13 protein-coding genes are annotated in these 17,428 nt (G+C 59.8%); 11 read left to right on the forward strand and 2 right to left on the reverse strand.

From position 1 onward, the window contains the following. Nucleotides 1-12 precede the first annotated feature (12 nt). Nucleotides 13-660 (reverse strand): two-component system response regulator NarL, encoded by a 648-nt coding sequence (gene narL, locus AB3226_RS26020; RefSeq protein ID WP_367375196.1) that lies wholly within the window; start codon nt 658-660, stop codon nt 13-15. Further along, complete coding sequence (locus tag AB3226_RS26025; RefSeq protein ID WP_367375197.1) at nt 657-2,459, reverse strand: HAMP domain-containing protein; 1,803 nt, start codon at nt 2,457-2,459, stop codon at nt 657-659. Before AB3226_RS26025 ends, narL begins: the two co-directional genes overlap by 4 nt. Before the next feature lie 304 nt (nt 2,460-2,763). Here AB3226_RS26025 and AB3226_RS26030 point away from each other — a divergent pair, with 304 nt between their 5' ends. The 11 genes from AB3226_RS26030 (at nt 2,764) to AB3226_RS26080 (ending at nt 17,422) form a co-directional block, all read left to right on the forward strand. Then, the gene (locus AB3226_RS26030) at nt 2,764-4,068 is read left to right on the forward strand and encodes a nitrate/nitrite transporter (protein ID WP_367375198.1); all 1,305 of its coding nucleotides are present in this window, start codon (nt 2,764-2,766) and stop codon (nt 4,066-4,068) included. Next, nucleotides 4,046-5,443, forward strand: coding sequence for a NarK family nitrate/nitrite MFS transporter (locus tag AB3226_RS26035; RefSeq protein WP_008067109.1), 1,398 nt, complete (start codon nt 4,046-4,048; stop codon nt 5,441-5,443). Before AB3226_RS26030 ends, AB3226_RS26035 begins: the two co-directional genes overlap by 23 nt. 68 nt (nt 5,444-5,511) lie before the next feature. Continuing rightward, the gene (locus AB3226_RS26040) at nt 5,512-9,285 is read left to right on the forward strand and encodes a nitrate reductase subunit alpha (protein ID WP_367375199.1); all 3,774 of its coding nucleotides are present in this window, start codon (nt 5,512-5,514) and stop codon (nt 9,283-9,285) included. 1 nt (nt 9,286) lies between these two features. Next, nucleotides 9,287-10,825 carry a nitrate reductase subunit beta gene (narH, locus tag AB3226_RS26045; RefSeq protein WP_038982852.1) on the forward strand — a complete coding sequence of 513 codons (1,539 nt, stop codon included), beginning with the start codon at nt 9,287-9,289 and terminating at the stop codon, nt 10,823-10,825. 2 nt (nt 10,826-10,827) lie between these two features. Further along, entirely contained in the window at nt 10,828-11,583 is a 756-nt protein-coding gene (narJ, locus tag AB3226_RS26050) for a nitrate reductase molybdenum cofactor assembly chaperone (protein ID WP_367375200.1), read from the forward strand. Beyond that, nucleotides 11,576-12,256 carry a respiratory nitrate reductase subunit gamma gene (gene narI, locus AB3226_RS26055; protein ID WP_367375201.1) on the forward strand — a complete coding sequence of 227 codons (681 nt, stop codon included), beginning with the start codon at nt 11,576-11,578 and terminating at the stop codon, nt 12,254-12,256. Before narJ ends, narI begins: the two co-directional genes overlap by 8 nt. Before the next feature lie 10 nt (nt 12,257-12,266). After that, the gene (locus AB3226_RS26060; RefSeq protein ID WP_367375202.1) at nt 12,267-13,226 is read left to right on the forward strand and encodes a peptidylprolyl isomerase; all 960 of its coding nucleotides are present in this window, start codon (nt 12,267-12,269) and stop codon (nt 13,224-13,226) included. A 25-nt stretch (nt 13,227-13,251) separates the two neighbouring features. Then, nucleotides 13,252-14,244, forward strand: a complete 993-nt coding sequence (gene moaA / locus AB3226_RS26065) for a GTP 3',8-cyclase MoaA (protein ID WP_367375203.1) — start codon at nt 13,252-13,254, stop codon at nt 14,242-14,244. Nucleotides 14,245-14,514: 270 nt separating this feature from the next. Then, nucleotides 14,515-16,530: a ribonucleoside triphosphate reductase gene (locus AB3226_RS26070; RefSeq protein WP_367375204.1), complete on the forward strand. Its 2,016-nt coding sequence runs from the start codon at nt 14,515-14,517 to the stop codon at nt 16,528-16,530. 32 nt (nt 16,531-16,562) lie between these two features. Further along, a complete protein-coding gene (gene nrdD / locus AB3226_RS26075) occupies nt 16,563-16,730 on the forward strand; it encodes an anaerobic ribonucleoside-triphosphate reductase (RefSeq protein ID WP_038982862.1) in 168 nt (55 codons plus the stop codon). Continuing rightward, nucleotides 16,727-17,422 (forward strand): anaerobic ribonucleoside-triphosphate reductase activating protein, encoded by a 696-nt coding sequence (locus tag AB3226_RS26080; RefSeq protein WP_367375205.1) that lies wholly within the window; start codon nt 16,727-16,729, stop codon nt 17,420-17,422. Before nrdD ends, AB3226_RS26080 begins: the two co-directional genes overlap by 4 nt. Nucleotides 17,423-17,428 lie beyond the last annotated feature (6 nt).

The following is a 17,428-nucleotide window of genomic DNA, read 5'->3' on the forward strand; positions in this document are numbered from 1 at the left end:
GAGGGATGCCCGTCAGCCCGCACTGCGCAGATGCTCCATGGCCCACACTGCCGCCTCCACCCGCGAGCGCAAGCCGAGTTTGTGCAGCAGGTTTTTCACGTGCACCTTGACCGTTCCTTCGGTGATGCCCAGCTTGTGCCCGATGACCTTGTTGCTGAAGCCGCTGGCGATGGTTTTCAGCACCTGACGTTCACGCTCGGTCAATTCCACCACGGCCTGGCGTGGTGGAGAACGCAGCGCCTGCGCCATGACTTGAGTCAGGCCGGGGCTGATCACCAAGGCGCCGTTCAAGGCATCGCGGATGTACTGGATCAACAGTTCCGGTTCCATGTCCTTGAGCAGATAGCCGTCGGCGTCCAGGCGCAGTGCATCGCGAATATCGTCTTCGGCGTCCGACACGGTGAACAGCAGCACTTTGCCGGTGTAGTGCATGGCCCGTAGTCGGCGCAGGGTTTCGATGCCATTCATTTGCGGCATGTTGTTGTCGAGCAAGACCAGGTCCGGTCGAAGCGGCTCAATCAGACTGAGTGCTTCTTCACCCTGGCTGGCTTCGCCGACGATCAGGAAATCATCCTCGAGTTCGAGCATCTGGCGAATGCCGTGACGCATCATCGGGTGATCGTCAACCAGCAGGATTCTGTGTTGTGGGGACGGGTTCATGGGGTGCTGCCTTCTGTTTGCTGTCCGAGAAATTCCGGGTGGAATTCCAGTTGGACACGGGTGCCTTGGGGTTCCCTGGAGATGATCTGCAGCTGGCCGTGCAAGCTGCGGGCCCGCTCATCCATGATCTTCAAGCCGTGGTGTTCGCGTTGGTCGACGTTGCCGCTGAAGCCGCGACCGTCGTCTTCGATCGACAATCTGACCGTCTCGCCGTCCTGACGCAGTTGTAGCCAGGCGTTTTGCGCATGGGCGTGACGCAAGCAGTTGGAGAGTGCCTCGCGGGTGATCTGCAGGATATGGATTTGTTCGCTGGCCGATAGCTGAAAGGCCAGCGCGTCGACGTGCAGGTGCACCTGGAATTCCCCGCGACGAGAGAACTCCTCGGCGGTGTCCTTGAGCTCTTGCACCAGTCCCGCGTCGTGAATCTGCAAGCGAAAGGTGGTCAGCAACTCGCGTAACTGGCGGTAGGCATTGTTCAGCCCTTCGCGCAGTTCGGCGGTGACGTTTTCCAGGGTTTCGACCGGTTCGCCCCGGCGCATCAGGGTCTGCATGCGGCTGACTTGCAGCTTCATGTAGGACAGGGCCTGGGCCAGTGAATCGTGCAGCTCGCGGGCGATGATCGTGCGTTCTTCGAGCAGTAGCAGGCGATGATCCTGTTCCCGTTGGCGCTTGAGCGAGAGCGAGGTGCCGATCAGATTGGCCAGGGCCTGGATCAGCTGGGTTTCCCAGGCTTGCATGGGATGACCGTCGACAAAGTGCGCCTTGAGTTCACCCAGTTCACTGCCCTGGTTGCTGATGCTGAAGATTTGCGGGTTAGTTTTAGGGTGCCGCTCGCAGGTTGCACAGTCGCTACTGGCGCAGACTTCCCGGATGCTCGCGCCATGCAGGGCGAGCAACTGCTGGGCCGGTGCCTGCAGTTGGCCTTGCAGACACAGCGACAGGCGCAAGCCGGGCAGGCGTTGCTGGAAGCGTCGAATCAATTCATCCAGGCCTTCGGCATTGGCCAAGCGTGTGGCCAGGCTTCGGCTGGTTTGATACAGGAGCTCCAGGGCGGCATTGGCTTGTTGCAGGTTCAGGGTTTTTTGCAGGACCTGACTTTCCAGAGTGCGATGCGACTCTTCGATGGTCTCGGCCATGCTATTGAAACTCATGGCCAACTGACCCAGTTCGTCCTGGGATTGATGGTTGACCCGCACCTTGAAGTCGCCGCGACGAAAGCGCTGGGTTGCGTCCACCAACTCTTTCAAAGGGGTGACGACGCCGTACTGCAACTCATATAACCCGATCAGCAGGACGATCATGGTGGTGAACAGGGCCATGCCCTGGATCGCCTGTTGCCAGCCTTGCTTTTGTTCGCTCTGGCGCTGCAACAGATTGACGAATTGGTTCAGTTGCTCAACGAAGGAGTGGGCCTGGACCTGAAAGGCCGCAGCATCGCCGCGCGCAAGTGCCGGACGTAAATCCTCGTTCCATTGTTGCTGGATTTGCCCATAGCTGACTTGCAGGGCGGTGGTCGGGCCATCTTCCAGCACGGCCTTGAGTGACTGGCTGGTGAGACGGGTTTGCAGACTGTCGGTGATGGCGGTGATTTCTGAGGGCGTTGCACCCGCGACGAGTTTCCAGCTCAGGTGATAGGTCTCCATGCGCACCGAGCCTGCGGTGTTGATGGCGGCGGCATCACCCTGGCTGAACCAGGCGATCAGCCCGGCGCTCAACGAACTGGCGAGCGCCAGCACGGCGATCAGGATCACCGCCAGCCCGGCGCGAGCGGGCAGGGAGCTACGCAACCAGCGCATCATCAGCGCAGCCCTCGCAAGAAATAAGGAAAACAGAGCATGTGCAGCACCAAAGTGGGTTTTTGCCGCCGATCCCAGGCGCGCTACCTCTAAAGAGTTGCCGACGGTTCCTTGTCAGCAAAAGCATCGGTTAAAACCCTTAACAAGCTGATAAATAAAGGGTTTTAAGGTTGTCTCGAACTACCTCCTTAGAGGTAGACCGCACAAGCATAGGCCTATGTCCCCTAGGGCTTCGTTGACATGGATCAAGTTTTTGCGGGGTTGGCCTCTCTAGTCTGCCGGCATGGCTAACTGACTGGAGAGCATTGTGAACCCACCGCGTGTACGACAAGGCTTGGTGCTGGGCATGAGCACGCTGGCCTTCACTGTGTGCTTCATGGTCTGGATGATGTTTGCCGTGCTCGGGGTGCCGATCAAGGAACTGCTCCAGCTCAACGAAACCCAGTTCGGCCTGCTGGCCGCGACCCCGGTGCTGACCGGCTCGTTGGTGCGTTTGCCGCTGGGTTTGCTGACCGACCGCTTCGGCGGGCGCAGCGTGTTCTTCCTGCTGATGCTGTCTTGCGTCGCACCGCTGTACCTGATCAGCCACGCCACCGCCTATTGGCAGTTTTTGGTGCTGGGCTTGTTCGTCGGCCTGGCCGGCGGCTCGTTTTCGGTCGGGATTGCCTACGTCGCCAAATGGTTCGACAAGGAGAATCAAGGCTTCGCCATGGGCATCTTCGGCGCCGGTAACGCCGGGGCTGCGGTGACCAAGTTTCTCGCCCCGGCACTGATTGCTGTCGGCAGCTGGCAACTGGTGCCGAAAGTCTTTAGCGCGATCCTCTTCATTACCGCGCTGCTGTTCTGGTTCCTCAGTGCCGAAAACAAGGACCACCGCAGTGCCTCCGGCGCCAGTTTGCGTGAGCAACTGCGCTCGCTGAAAGACCCTGCGGTGTGGCGCTACTGCCAGTACTACTCGATCGTCTTCGGCGGCTACGTCGCCCTGGCACTGTGGATGACCAAGTACTACGTGCAGGAATACGGTTTCAGCCTGCAAAGCGCGGCACTGCTGGCGGCCTGTTTTTCCCTGCCCGGTGGCGTGCTGCGCGCCGTCGGCGGCTGGATGTCGGATCGCTGGGGCGCGCAAAGCGTGACCTGGTGGGTGTTGTGGGTCAGCTGGATCTGCCTGTTCCTGCTCTCGTATCCCCAGACTCAACTGCAAGTGCAGACCATCAACGGTCCGCTGGATTTCCACATCGGCCTGAGCCCTGCGCTGTTCACCGTGCTGCTGTTCGTCATGGGCATCGCCTTCGCGTTCGGCAAGGCCTCGGTCTTCAAATACATCGCCAATGACTACCCGAAAAACATGGGCGCGGTGTCCGGCATCGTCGGCCTTGCCGGTGGCCTGGGCGGTTTTGTGCTGCCGATTCTGTTTGGCGCCCTGGTGGACCTCACCGGCGTGCGCTCTTCCTGCTTCATGTTGATGTACGGCGTGGTCTGGGTCTCCCTCACCTGGATGTACTTCAGCGAAATACGCAAAAGCCCGGTGCTGGGTAAAGCGCCGCTGCTGACCCCGTCCCCGATTTCCAGCATTGCCCTAGGAGAAGAACATGTCCGTTCTGCAAAAGCCTGACAAAGGCCCGGTCATTCATGACTGGCGCCCCGAGGACCCCGCGTTCTGGGGAAGTAGCGGCAAACAGACCGCCACTCGCAACCTGTGGATTTCCATTCCTGCGCTGTTGTTGGCCTTCGCGGTGTGGATGGTCTGGAGCACGGTGATTGTGCGTTTGAACGCCATCGGCTTCACCTTCACCACTGACCAGCTGTTCTGGCTGGCGGCGTTGCCGGGGCTGTCCGGTGCAACCTTGCGCGTTTTCTATTCCTTTATGGTGCCGATCTTCGGTGGCCGTCGCTGGACCGCCCTGAGCACCGCGTCGTTGTTGCTGCCATCGATCTGGATGGGCTTCGCGGTGCAGGACCCGAGCACCTCTTACAGCGTGTTCGTGTTGATTGCCTTGCTCTGCGGTTTTGGTGGCGGCAACTTTGCCTCGAGCATGTCCAACATCAGCTTCTTCTATCCCAAGTCGCAGCAGGGCACAGCCCTGGGCCTCAACGCCGGGTTGGGTAACCTGGGCGTTTCGGTGATGCAGTTCTGTGTGCCGCTGGTGATTACCTTCGGTGTGTTCGGCTTCATGGGCGGCTCGCCGCAAGCACTGCCGGACGGTGGTCAGTTGTGGCTGCAGAACGCCGGTTTCATCTGGGTGCCGTTTATTGTCCTGGTCACAGTGCTGGCCTGGTTCGGCATGAATGACCTGTCCAGTGCCCGCGCTTCGTTCAGCGAACAGGCGGTGATCTTCAAGCGCAAACACAACTGGCTGATGTGCTGGCTGTACCTGGCGACCTTCGGTTCGTTCATCGGTTTTTCCGCCGCGTTTCCGCTGCTGATCAAAACCTCCTTCCCTGACGTGATTGCCTTGAAGTTTGCCTTCCTCGGCCCGTTGGTCGGTGCGCTGGTACGTCCATTGGGCGGTTGGCTGGCCGACAAGCTCGGTGGCGCGAAAGTGACCTTGTGGAACTTCGTGGCAATGATCGCGATGGTCTTCGGCGTGATGCACTTCCTGCCGCAGAACGGTACCGGCGGCAACTTCTACGGCTTCCTCGGCCTGTTCATGCTGCTGTTCATCACCACTGGCGTCGGCAACGGCTCCACCTTCCGGATGATCCCGGTGATCTTCCGCACCCAACATGAAAAAGCCTCGGCCGGTAAACCACCAGCAGTGCGCGAACAAGCGCTCAAGGATGCCGGCAAAGAATCAGCTGCGGTCCTGGGCTTCAGTTCGGCCATGGGCGCCTTCGGTGCGTTCTTCATTCCCAAATCCTTCGGCTCTTCGATGGCCCTGACCGGCGGCCCGGAGATGGCCTTCTACATGTTCGTCGGATTTTACCTGAGCTGCATCGTGGTGACTTGGTGGTGGTACGCGCGCAAAGGCGCCGCGACACCCTGCTGAGAAACCCGAATTCAACCATTGCGTGGGCGGGGCACAGACTCCGCGACAAAGCCTGAGAGGACTACACCGTGAGTCATTTACTGGATCAATTGCGGTTTTTCAACCGTAAGCAAAACGAGTTTTCCGACGGTCATGGAGAGACCCGAAAAGAGTCGCGCGACTGGGAGAACGTCTACCGTTCGCGCTGGCAGTACGACAAGATCGTACGGTCCACCCACGGGGTGAACTGCACCGGCTCCTGCTCGTGGAAAATCTACGTCAAGAACGGCCTGATCACCTGGGAAACCCAGCAGACCGACTACCCGCGTACCCGCAACGATCTGCCTAACCATGAGCCCCGTGGCTGCCCGCGTGGTGCCAGTTACAGCTGGTACATCTACAGCGCCAACCGGCTCAAGTACCCGAAAATCCGCAAGCCGTTGCTCAAGCTCTGGCGTGATGCGCGGCAGACCATGGCGCCGGTGGAAGCCTGGGCCAGCATCGTCGAGGACAAGGCCAAGGCCGACTCCTATAAAAGCAAGCGCGGCATGGGTGGCTTCATTCGTTCCAACTGGGAGGAAGTCAACGAGATCATCGCCGCGGCCAACGTCTACACCATCAAGCAGTACGGCCCGGACCGGATCGTCGGCTTCTCGCCGATCCCGGCCATGTCGATGGTCAGCTACGCCGCAGGTGCGCGTTACCTGTCGCTGATCGGTGGCGCGTGCCTGAGTTTCTACGACTGGTACTGCGACTTGCCACCGGCCTCGCCGATGGTCTGGGGCGAGCAGACCGACGTGCCGGAATCGGCCGACTGGTACAACTCCAACTACATCATTGCCTGGGGCTCCAACGTTCCGCAAACCCGTACCCCCGACGCGCACTTCTTTACCGAAGTCCGCTACAAGGGCACCAAGACTGTGGCGATCACCCCGGACTACTCGGAAGTCGCCAAGCTCACCGACCTGTGGCTGAACCCTAAGCAAGGCACCGACGCGGCGCTGGCGCAGGCGTTCAACCATGTGATCTTCAAAGAATTCCACCTGGACAAACCGAGCGCCTATTTCACCGACTACGCCAAGCGCTTCACCGATTTGCCGGTGCTGGTGCTGCTCAAGCAAATGGTCGACAAGGCACCGGGCGCCGGTTACCAGCCGGATCGCTTCCTGCGTGCAAGCGACCTGACCGACAACCTCGGCCAGGAAAACAACCCGGAATGGAAAACCATCGCCCTGGATGTCAGCGGCGAACTGGTTTCCCCTCAAGGCTCCATCGGTTATCGCTGGGGCGAGAAGGGCAAGTGGAACATCCTGCCTCGTGAAGGTGGCGAAGGCCGTGAGATCGATCTGAAACTGAGCCTGATCGGCGATGACGTTGCCGAAGTGGCGTTCCCGTATTTTGCCGGCGAGTCCCACGAGCACTTCCAGCACGTGGCCGGCGATGCCGTGCAATACCGCCGCGTGCCAGTGCATAACGTAGTGTTGGCGGACGGCAGCGTGGCCAAAGTCGCCACCGTGTTCGACCTGTCGGCCGCCAACCTGGCGATCGATCGCGGCCTCGGTGGCGAAAACGTCGCCAAGGATTACAACGACGCCTCGGTGCCCGGCACCCCGGCGTGGCAGGAGCAGATCACCGGCGTCAGCCGCGAGAAAGCCATCCAGATTGCCCGTGAGTTCGCCGACAACGCCGACAAGACCAAGGGTCGCTCGATGATCATCGTCGGCGCGGCGATGAATCACTGGTACCACATGGACATGAACTACCGTGGGCTGATCAACATGCTCATGCTCTGCGGGTGTGTCGGCCAGACCGGTGGCGGTTGGGCGCACTACGTTGGCCAGGAAAAACTGCGTCCGCAATGCGGCTGGCTGCCCCTGGCATTCGGCCTGGACTGGAACCGTCCGCCTCGTCAAATGAACGGCACCAGCTTCTTCTACGCCCACAGTTCGCAATGGCGCCACGAGAAGATGAGCATGCACGACGTGCTCTCACCTTTGGCCGATAAATCACAGTTTCCCGAGCACGCTCTGGACTACAACATCCGCGCCGAACGCGCCGGTTGGTTGCCCAGCGCACCGCAACTCAACACTAACCCTTTGCACATTTGCCGCGACGCGGCTGCGGCCGGCATGGACCCGAAAGACTACGTGGTCAAGTCACTGCAGGACGGTTCGCTGCGCTTCTCCTGCGAACAGCCGGACAGCCCGGTCAACTTCCCGCGCAACATGTTTATCTGGCGTTCCAACCTGCTGGGCTCCTCGGGCAAGGGCCACGAGTACATGCTCAAGTACCTGCTCGGCACCAAGAACGGGGTGATGAACGAAGACATCGGCCAGGTCGGCGATTGCAAACCCGAAGAAGCCGAATGGGTGGACGAGGGCGCTATCGGCAAACTCGATCTGGTCACCACGCTGGACTTCCGCATGTCCTCGACCTGCGTCTATTCCGACATCGTGTTGCCGACCGCCACCTGGTACGAAAAAGACGACATGAACACCTCGGACATGCACCCGTTCATTCACCCATTGTCGGCAGCGATCGACCCTGCATGGGAATCGCGTTCCGACTGGGAAATCTACAAAGGCATCGCCAAGGCTTTTTCCAGCATGGCCGAAGGGCATCTGGGCGTTGAGAAGGACTTGGTGACCATCCCGCTGATGCACGACAGCGTTGGCGAACTGGCCCAACCGTTTGGCGGCACCGACTGGAAAAGTGCTGGCGTGGCACCGGAGCCGGGCAAGAACGCGCCGAACCTGCATGTGGTGGAGCGTGACTACCCGAACATCTACAAGCAGTTCTCGTCCCTCGGGCCATTGCTGGAAAAACACGGCAACGGTGGCAAGGGCATTAACTGGAACACCGAAACCGAAGTGAAATTCCTCGGTGAACTCAATCACAAAGAAGGCAATGCCGGTATCAGCCACGGCCGTCCGAAAATCGACACGGCGATCGATGCCGCCGAAGTGATTCTGTCCCTGGCGCCGGAAACCAACGGCCATGTTGCCGTCAAGGCCTGGGCCGCGCTGTCGGAATTCACCGGCATCGACCACAGCCACCTGGCGCTGTCCAAGGCCCACGAGGCGATTCGTTTCCGCGACATTCAGGCACAGCCGCGCAAGATCATTTCCAGCCCGACCTGGTCGGGTCTCGAAGACGATCACGTCAGCTACAACGCCGGTTACACCAACGTTCACGAAGGGATCCCATGGCGCACCATCACTGGTCGCCAGCAGTTCTACCAGGATCACCCGTGGATGCAGGCGTTCGGCGAGCAACTGATGAGTTATCGCCCGCCCGTCAACACCCGCACCATCGAAGGGGTGAAAGGCAAGCGCAGCAACGGCGAGATCGAAATCGTCCTGAACTGGATTACTCCGCACCAGAAGTGGGGCATTCACAGTACCTACAGCGACAACTTGCTGATGCTGACCCTCAGCCGCGGCGGGCCGATTGTCTGGCTCTCGGAGAACGACGCAAAACGCGCCGGCATCGAGGACAACGACTGGATCGAATGCTTCAACGTCAACGGTGCACTGACCGCCCGTGCGGTGGTCAGCCAGCGCGTCAAGGACGGCATGGTGATGATGTATCACGCACAGGAACGGATCGTGAACGTGCCAGGTTCGGAAACCACCAAGACCCGTGGCGGCCATCACAACTCGGTCACCCGCGTCGTGCTCAAGCCGACCCACATGATCGGCGGCTATGCCCAGCAGGCCTACGGTTTCAACTATTACGGCACGGTCGGTTGCAACCGCGACGAATTCGTCGTGGTGCGCAAAATGTCCAAAGTCGACTGGCTCGATGGTTCAAGTGGCGATGACCTGCCACGTCCGCTGCCGACCGATATCGAGGAGAACTGAGATGAAAATTCGCTCACAAATCGGCATGGTTCTGAACCTGGACAAATGCATCGGTTGCCACACCTGTTCGATCACCTGCAAAAACGTCTGGACCAGCCGCGAAGGCATGGAATACGCCTGGTTCAACAACGTTGAATCGAAACCCGGGATCGGCTATCCGAAAGAATGGGAAAACCAGGACAAGTGGAAGGGTGGCTGGATCCGCAATGCCAACGGCACGATCAACCCGCGCATCGGCGGTAAATTCCGCGTGTTGGCGAACATTTTCGCCAACCCGGATCTGCCGAGCCTCGACGATTACTACGAGCCGTTCGACTTCGATTACCAGCACCTGCACACCGCGCCGCTGGGCGAGCATCAGCCGACTGCACGTCCGCGCTCGCTGATTTCCGGCAAGCGCATGGAGAAAATCGAGTGGGGTCCGAACTGGGAAGAAATCCTCGGCACCGAATTCGCCAAGCGTCGCAAGGACAAGAACTTCGACAAGATTCAGGCGGACATTTACGGCGAGTACGAAAACACTTTCATGATGTATTTGCCGCGCCTGTGCGAGCACTGCCTTAACCCGACGTGCGCGGCGTCGTGCCCGAGCGGGGCGATCTACAAGCGCGAAGAAGACGGGATTGTCCTGATCGACCAGGAAAAATGCCGCGGCTGGCGGATGTGCATCAGCGGCTGCCCGTACAAGAAAATCTACTTCAACTGGAAAAGTGGCAAGTCCGAGAAGTGCATCTTCTGCTACCCGCGGATCGAAGCCGGGATGCCGACCGTTTGCGCGGAAACCTGCGTCGGGCGCATCCGTTACCTCGGTGTGCTGCTGTATGACGCCGATCGCATCAGCGAAGTGGCTAGCACCGCCAATGAGCAGGACCTGTACGAGAAACAACTGGAGATCTTCCTCGATCCGAATGACCCGGCAGTGATTCGTCAGGCTCTGGCCGATGGCGTACCGCAGTCGGTGATCGATTCCGCCCAGCGTTCGCCGGTCTACAAAATGGCCGTGGACTGGAAACTCGCACTGCCGCTGCACCCGGAGTACCGCACCTTGCCGATGGTTTGGTACGTACCACCGCTGTCGCCGATCCAGAACGCCGCCACGGCCGGCACCGTCGGTATGAACGGGGTGATCCCGGACGTCGACAGCCTGCGTATTCCACTCAAGTACCTGGCGAACCTGCTGACGGCGGGCGATGAAAAACCGGTCAAGCGTGCGCTAAAACGCTTGCTGGCGATGCGCGCCTACAAACGTTCCGAGCAAGTCGATGGCGTTCAGGACCTGCAAGTGCTCAAGGATGTCGGTTTGAGCGTGGCGCAGGTCGAGGAGATGTATCGCTACCTGGCGATCGCCAACTATGAAGACCGCTTTGTGGTACCGAGCGCGCACCGTGAAGACGCCATGAGCGACGCCTTTGCCGAGCGCTCCGGTTGCGGCTTCAGTTTCGGCAGCGGCTGCAGCGGCAGTTCCGACACCAACATGTTCGGTGCGAAGAAAGCCAACCGCCGCGACATCCTGAAAACCGTCCAGTTGTGGGAGGAATGAGCATGCAAATTCTCAAAGTGATCTCGCTGCTGCTCGATTATCCGACCGAGACGTTGATTGGCGGTCGCGACGAACTGGAGCAGGCGATTATCCAGTCACGGGAAATCAGCCCTAAACAGCGCGGCGCGTTGTTCGAATTGCTCGAGCTGATCTGCGCCAATGACCTGATGGACGGGCAGGAGCACTACGGTGCGCTGTTCGGCCGAGGGCGCTCGCTGTCGCTGCTGCTGTTCGAGCATGTGCACGGCGAGTCCCGCGACCGTGGTCAGGCGATGGTCGACATGATGGCGCAATACGAAGAAGCCGGTTTTGCCATCGGTGTCAAAGAGCTGCCGGACTATATCCCGCTGTACCTGGAGTACCTGTCCACCCGCGAAGACATCGAGGCCCGCGAGGGCCTGGCAGATGTTTCGCACTTGCTGGCCTTGCTCGCCGCACGCCTGGAAGAGCGCGAAAGCGCCTATGCCAGTTGCTTCCGCGCGCTGCTGCAAATCGCCGGGGCCGAACCGCATCAGGCGGTGGCCGACCTGCGAGCGCAGGTGGCGGCGGAGCCGCGCGACGACTCCCTCGAAGCCCTCGACAAGATTTGGGAAGAGGAGGCCGTGGACTTCCTCCAGGCCGAACAGCAGGACCGTTGCAGTGGGCTGCCAAGCGCACCGGGCAAGGCTCGGGAAGAAAGCGCGGTGCCGTTGCACTGGGTGGATTTTCAGCATGAAGGGTTGGCCGCCGCGCCAGCCAAGGAGGTAGGCAATGTCTAAATGGAACCTGTTGTTGTTCGGGATCTATCCCTATGTCGCTTTGGCCATTTGCCTGATTGGCAGTTGGGCACGCTTCGATCTGTCGCAATACAGCTGGAAGGCAGGTTCGAGCCAGATGCTCAATCAGCGCGGGATGCGCGTGGCCAGCAACTTGTTCCATGTCGGTGTGCTGTTCGTGCTGGCCGGGCACTTCGTCGGGCTGCTGACGCCTGCGTCGGTCTATCACCACGTGATCAGCACTGAGAACAAGCAGTTGCTGGCGATGGTGTCCGGTGGATTCTTTGGCCTGCTGTGCTTGATCGGCTTGCTGATGCTGGTCAATCGGCGGCTCACCGACCCTCGGGTCCGTGCCACCTCCAGCCCTTCGGACATCCTGATTTTGCTGGTGCTGCTGGCGCAGTTACTGCTCGGTCTGCTGACGATTGCGGCGTCCACCGCGCATATGGATGGCTCGGTGATGGTGATGCTCGCCAACTGGGCGCAGAACACCGTGCTGTTGCGGCCGATGGAAGCGGCGGCGTCCATCGCACCGGTCGGGCTGACCTACAAGTTGCACGTGTTTCTCGGTTTGACCCTGTTTGTGCTGTTCCCCTTCACCCGTCTCGTACACATGATCAGCGCACCGATCTGGTACCTGGGGCGTCGTTATCAAATCGTTCGTCAGAAATACTGAGGAGACAATCATGTCAGGTGGATGTGGATGTGGTGGTGGTAACGGCGGCAGCGGTGGCTGCGGATCTTCCAAAAAAGCCGAGGACGTTCTCGACATCGCACCAGTCGCAGAGGCGCAGTTTGAAGCACTCCCGACTGAGCCGGCGGCTGCCGATGATGCCCCGGCGCAGTTGATCGCCAGCAGCGAACAGGAGTGGCCGATCATCAGCGTCAACGAGGTGTCGATCACCCCGGAAGCGATGGCCCAGGAGCTGCAATATCACCCGGCCGAAAGCCGCGAGGAGGCGGTCTATCTGGCCGCCCGGGCGCTGGTGATCCGCGAATTGTTGCAGCAGCGCATTGCCGAACTCGGCGTGTCGCTGGAAATCGGTGCCGGCGAGAACGAAGAAGAAGCGGCCACGCGCTTGTTGCTTGAACGCGAGGTGCACGTGCCGCAGTGCGACGAGGAAACCAGTCTTCGTTACTACGAAAACAATCGTGGGCGCTTTCACAGCGCCCCGTTGCTGGCGGTTCGGCACATCCTGCTCGAATGCGCGCCGGATGATGTCGAGGCGCGCGCCGTTGCGCATGATCAGGCGGAAGTTCTGCTGCAACGTCTGGAGGATTTCCCTGGCAGTTTCGCCGAGCTGGCCGTGAAATATTCGGCCTGTCCGTCGAAGGCTCAGGGCGGTTCCCTGGGACAGATCAGCAAGGGCCAGACCGTGCCCGAACTGGAACGTCAGCTGTTCACTCTGGCGCCGGGCCTGGCCAGCAAACCGCTGGAAAGTCGCTACGGCTGGCATGTGGTCAGTGTCGATCAGCGGATCGAAGGCATGCCGTTGCCCTATGAAGTGGTGTCGACGGCGATCCGCACGCAGTTGCAGCAAGGCGTCTGGCAAAAAGCGCTGGTGCAGTACCTGCAAACCCTGATCGGTGCGGCGGATATTCGCGGCATCCACTTGCAGGGCGCCGACTCACCGCTGGTGCAGTGAGCATCGAGGCAAACCGGGAGATGTGATGAACGCTGTAATGCAGGATGGCTTTGGACGGCAGATCGATTATCTGCGGATGTCGGTGACGGACCGGTGTGATTTTCGCTGTGTGTATTGCATGGCGAAAAACATGACCTTCCTGCCGCGTCAGCAGGTGCTCACGCTGGAAGAGTTGCAGCGTCTGGCAACGTTGTTCGTCGGGTTGGGCGTACGCAAAATCCGCCTGACGGGCGGCGAACCGCTGATTCGTCCGGGTATTGTCGAACTGTGCCGCAACATCGCCGCGCTGCCCGGTTTGCGCGAACTGGTGATGACCAGCAACGGCTCGCAACTGGGCCGTCTGGCCCGGCCATTGGCGGAGGCGGGGGTCAAGCGGATGAACATCAGCCTCGATAGCCTGGACGGGCAGAAATTTCGCGCAATCACTCGCATCGGCGATCTCGATCAGGTGCTCAACGGCATTGAGGCGGCGCGGGACGCGGGGTTTGAACGGATCAAACTCAACTGCGTGGTGATGAAAGGGCGCAACTTCGATGAAGTCCCGGCGTTGGTGCAATACGCCATCGATCAGCGCATCGATATCAGTTTTATCGAAGAAATGCCCTTAGGCGACGTCGGGCGTTCCCGGGGCGAATCGTTTTGTTCCAGCGAAGAGGTGCGGGCACTGATCGCCAGCCAGCATCGGTTGCTCGACAGCACCGAAAACAGCGGCGGACCGGCGCGCTACGTGCGCCTGGAACGCCATCCCGATACCCGGATCGGTTTCATTTCACCCAACAGCCACAACTTTTGTGGCAGCTGTAATCGGGTGCGGATGACTGTGGAAGGGAAGCTGTTGCTTTGTCTGGGGCAGGAGGACGCGCTGGATTTAAGAGGGTTGTTGCGGCGTTATCCGCTGGATGATCAACCCGTGATCAATGCGGTGCAGAAGGCCTTGCGCGGCAAGCCGTTGCGCCACGATTTCAGTCCGGAAGGGGAGGTGCAGATAGTGCGGTTCATGAACATGAGTGGAGGTTGAGTTGTTTTGCACGATTCAAAAAATACAACCAATCCATGTGGGAGCGGGCTTGCCCGCGATGGCGGTCTATCAGTCAACATTTATGTTGGATGTGATGGCCTCTTCGCGGGCAAGCCCGCTCCCACATTAGATCCTCGCCGTCTTTGGGTAGTTTTTTTCACCGCCAAATCTTGATATCGATCAATTGCAGATCAGCCCTTTGTCCGTAGTCTTCACTGCATGTTGTGTTTGTTTATCTATAAACATCTATATGTAGTATCTGGAGGCCGAATGCAGAGCACGCTGATCTCAGTAGGATGTAACCGCTTGCACAAGCGCGATGGCAGTCTGGTCGCCTTCGATGCCGACAAGATCCGCCAGGCGTTGATTGCCGCCGGCAAGGCAACCGGGGAGTACACCGAGGTTGAGGTTGAAGGTTTGCTTCAGGCGGTACTCGCTCGGCTGGACGGACTGCCAAGGCTGAATGTCGAGCAGATCCAGGACCGTGTCGAACGGGTGTTGATGGACGCCGGTTTCTTCTTCGCCATGCGCGCCTACATCGTCTACCGCGAACAACACGGGCGCTTGCGTCGTGACCGCCGGACCATGGTCGAAGTGGCGACCTCGATGAACGAATACCTGGACCGAGAAGACTGGCGGGTCCAGGCCAACGCCAATCAGGGGTATTCCCTGGGCGGGCTGGTGTTGAACGTATCGGGCAAAGTCACTGCCAATTACTGGCTGGACGAGGTGTACAGCGAGGCCATCGGCCAGGCCCACCGCGAGGCGGATTTGCATGTGCACGACCTGGACATGCTCGCCGGCTACTGCGCCGGGTGGTCGCTGCGCACCCTGTTGCACGAAGGGCTCAACGGTGTGCCGGGGCGTGTCGAAGCCGGTCCGCCGAAGCACTTGAGCAGTGCCTTAGGGCAGATGGTGAATTTCCTTGGCACTCTGCAAAACGAATGGGCCGGTGCTCAGGCGTTCAGCTCGTTCGACACCTATCTGGCGCCCTATGTGCGCAAGGACCAGCTGAGTTATCAGGAGGTGCGTCAAGCGATTCAGGAGTTCATCTACAACCTCAACGTGCCGTCGCGCTGGGGCACCCAGACGCCGTTCACCAACCTGACCTTCGATTGGGTTTGCCCGCAGGATTTGCGTGAGCAGATACCCGTCATCGGCGGTGAAGAAATGCCGTTTGCCTATGGCGACCTGCAAGTCGAAATGGAGCTGCTCAATCGCGCCTACATCGAGGTGATGCAGGCCGGCGATGCGAAAGGGCGGGTGTTCACCTTTCCAATCCCGACCTACAACATCACTCATGATTTTCCGTGGGACAGCGAAAACGCCGATCGTCTGTTCGAGATGACCGCGCGTTACGGCTTGCCGTACTTCCAGAACTTCCTCAATTCGGATCTGCAGCCCAATCAGGTGCGTTCGATGTGCTGCCGGTTGCAGCTGGATGTGCGCGAGTTGCTCAAGCGCGGCGGTGGTTTGTTCGGCTCGGCGGAACAGACCGGATCGCTCGGCGTCGTCACCATCAACTGCGCGCGTCTGGGCTATGTGTTCAAGGGCAACACCAGTGGCTTGTTGCAGCGCCTGGACACACTGATGGAGCTGGCGATGGAGAGCCTGGAGGTCAAGCGCAAAGTCATTCAGCACCACATGGATGCCGGTTTGTACCCGTACACCAAGCGTTACCTGGGCACCTTGCGCAACCATTTCTCCACCATCGGCCTCAATGGCATGCATGAAATGCTGCGCAATTTCACCGGCGACGAGGAGGGCATGCACACCGAGCACGGCCGGCAGTTTGCCCTGAAGATGCTCGATCATGTGCGTGCCACGTTGCTGCGTTTCCAGGAAGAAACCGGCCACATGTACAACCTGGAAGCAACACCGGCCGAGGGCACCACTTACCGCTTCGCCAAGGAAGACCTCAAGCGCTATCCCGACATTCTCCAGGCTGGCAGTGTGCAGGCGCCGTATTACACCAACTCCTCGCAACTGCCCGTGGGCTACACCGAAGACCCCTTCGAAGCGCTGGAACTTCAAGATGAACTGCAATGCAAATACACCGGCGGCACGGTCCTGCACCTGTACATGGCCGAGCGAATTTCCTCGACCGAAGCCTGCAAGCAACTGGTGCGCAAAGCCCTTGGCCGCTTCCGCCTGCCGTACCTGACCGTGACCCCGACCTTCTCGATCTGCCCGGTGCACGGCTACCTCGATGGCGAACATGAGTTCTGCCCCAAATGCGACGAGGCCCTGCTGCTGCAAGAGCAGAAGGCCGGCGCTGTTCATTGATTTTTATCCACTCAACCGCAAGGAGCTTCACCATGACTGCATCGCAAACACTGCCCCAGGCTCAACGTCAACGCTGCGAAGTCTGGACCCGGGTAATGGGTTATCACCGTCCTGTGTCGGCGTTCAATCCGGGCAAACAATCGGAGCACCGTGAGCGGGCGCACTTCACTGAAAGCGCGGCACTGGCCGGGCGCCAATGAGTCGAATGCTTCGGGTCGGGGGCATGGTGCCCCTGACCACTATCGACTATCCGGGACAGCTCGCCTGCGTGCTGTTTTGCCAGGGTTGCGCCTGGCGTTGTCGTTATTGTCACAACCCGCAGTTGATTCCCCCTCGTGGCAGTGAGGAAGTGGATTGGCGGCGGGTGTTGGCGTTTCTGCAACGTCGTCAGGACCTGCTCGATGCCGTGGTGTTCAGCGGCGGTGAGCCGACTCTGCAGGACGGCTTGCTTGGCGCCATGGATGAAGTGCGGGACATGGGATTTCGCATCGGCTTGCACAGCGCCGGGATCAAGCCTGCTGCATTCGCCAAGGCATTGACCGGTGCTGATTGGGTCGGTTTCGACGTCAAGGCGTTACCCGAGGATTGCCAGGCCATCACCCGGGTCGAGGGCAGTGGAACCGCCAATTGGCGCAGCCTCGAACATCTGCTGGCCAGTGGTGTCGACTACGAATGTCGCACCACCGTGCATTGGCATCTGTTCGAGCCGGCGCGTCTTCTGACGCTGGCAAAACGCTTGAATGCACTCGGCGTCAAACGCTTTGCCGTGCAACTGGTTCGCACCGAGCGGATGTTCGATCCACTGCTGCCGAGCGCTCCGGCTCAAGCATTGCTGCCAGAGTTGTGGGAGGCCATGCGCGAGTTGTTTCCAGCCTTCGTGTTGCGGGGGTAACGGGGG

Origin of the sequence: Pseudomonas lini (genome assembly GCF_964063345.1) — a bacterium.
Taxonomy (GTDB): Bacteria; Pseudomonadota; Gammaproteobacteria; order Pseudomonadales; family Pseudomonadaceae; genus Aquipseudomonas; species Aquipseudomonas lini_B.